Origin of the sequence: Novosphingobium sp. ERN07 (assembly GCF_012641335.1) — a bacterium.
Taxonomy (GTDB): Bacteria; Pseudomonadota; Alphaproteobacteria; order Sphingomonadales; family Sphingomonadaceae; genus Novosphingobium.
The window spans coordinates 1-1,584 of record NZ_JABAID010000057.1 but is presented as its reverse complement, the minus strand read 5'-3'; the positions used below and the strand labels follow the sequence as shown (position 1 = coordinate 1,584).

General features: G+C 59.3%; 2 protein-coding genes. Both read right to left on the bottom strand.

Annotation, left to right across the window (positions count from 1 at the left end; all coding sequences use genetic code 11):
- Positions 1-172 precede the first annotated feature (172 nt).
- Positions 173-733 carry a hypothetical protein gene (locus HGI47_RS22055; protein ID WP_168854896.1) on the bottom strand — a complete coding sequence of 187 codons (561 nt, stop codon included), beginning with the start codon at positions 731-733 and terminating at the stop codon, positions 173-175.
- A 213-nt stretch (positions 734-946) separates the two neighbouring features.
- On the bottom strand, positions 947-1,156 hold the full coding sequence (locus tag HGI47_RS22050; RefSeq protein WP_168854895.1) for an AlpA family transcriptional regulator: 210 nt from the start codon (positions 1,154-1,156) through the stop codon (positions 947-949).
- Positions 1,157-1,584 lie beyond the last annotated feature (428 nt).

The following is a 1,584-nucleotide window of genomic DNA, read 5'->3' as shown; positions in this document are numbered from 1 at the left end:
CGTCTGCCTACTTGGCCCAGACCTCAACTTAGGCTCAGGCCGCCGATCACTTGCCAAGCCTCAAAACAAGCGCCACTCCCGCGCCAGCGGGTTCGTACAAGTCATCGGTGGTGACGTCACTCGCGCGCGATAGCTCAAGAAGTACCCGTGCGAGTTGCTGCGCGAGCATCGGCTAACGACTTGGGCGCAGCTGGTTCACGGACTCGCGAATACGTGCCGACTGACCAGCGCTCAGCCCGAGATCAAGGCTTAGCTTGAAGAATTCATCGGCGGCAGCGCCGCCTTCCAGCCGATGCGTCCGCGCCAGATTGCGTGCCTTTGAGCCCAGTTCGGGGATATCGCTGGAACTGACCATGCCGCAGTTCTCTACGGCGTCGGTATATTGCTGAATGATCGCCGCAGGCAGGTTGGCGCCGTGGATGAAGTAGCGAAGATGTTTCAGGAAGTGCGGATGGCGCAGCGTTTCATCGTGATCGTTGCCGTGCTTCACGAAGCTGTCCTGGCGCGACTTGCCGCGACCGCCCGGATAATATTCGGGGTCCGTGAAGTAGCGGACACGATGCTCCGGGATACCTTTGCGCTCAACCAATGAGGTCGTGAGTTGATGAGCCAAATCTGCGTTGCGCAGAAAGCCCTCGTGATTGCCTTTGAACGAGAGCGGGTCGAAACTCAGGCTTGCGAGCATCTCTCTTTCGGGAGCAGTCAATTCGATGGTGGAGGCCGTGTCTATCATGCCTTCGGTCTACCACCGCCACAAAGTTCAGGACAGTCCAGAGCAGGAACAGAATTCAGCGCAGACTTACCTTTTGGCAATGATCTGCCGATCCGATCGAGGTCGATAATCACGTAATCAACCACCCAAAAGTTACGCGAGCTGAATTAGCGGCCGCTTTTGGGAACGCTGGTTAAGCCTTCGAATGTCCGAAATGCGGGCGCAAAGCGGACGCTATCGGACATCGTCGACGTGATAGAACATCGGATTACGCATCCAGTCGTTGACGGCTGACTCGCGCCACCCGGCGCAACGCGTGGCGATGCGCACTTGCCGGGGAAAGGTGCCATCCTGGATCTTGCGGTAGAGCGTCGCGCGAGAAAGCCCGGTGCGGTCGAGCACAGTGTTGAGGCGGAGAATACGGTCTGGCGTCCGGTCGGTCATGATGCAGTGTCCTGAACAGTGGTCGGTTGTCATGCCCTCCAGATGCAAGATTTGAGATTGCCTGCGCGGACGTCAAGACGCTGAGATTCCCCGGCTTATGCGTACTATGCACCAGACTGTGCGCAGGCGTCCGTACATGTCCGTCGATGCGACAGAATTTATTTTGCCGAGCTTCTGGTTCGTGTCTCAGGCCTTGCTGCGCGAGACATTCCTGCCGATTCTAGCGCCAGATCGGCGTCTGCGCCGTCCCCTTGTCTGCAGAACTGCGACAGTCATCTGGGTTCGTACCGTCTGAGTTTGAGCGCTCCGCCGCTGGCGGACCGGCCGGCTGCCTTGCATCCCTTTGGCGGTCGCCATGCCTTTGGGCACGGCGGTGTCTGGCCTTCGGCACCTGCGTGGCGGGGGGCGTCACGGCCCTGTAGCCCCGC

Coding starts and splice junctions, on each gene's coding strand:
- HGI47_RS22055 (WP_168854896.1), bottom strand. CDS start 733: ATGATAGACACGGCCTCCACCATCGAATTGACTGCTCCCGAAAGAGAG.
- HGI47_RS22050 (WP_168854895.1), bottom strand. CDS start 1,156: ATGACCGACCGGACGCCAGACCGTATTCTCCGCCTCAACACTGTGCTC.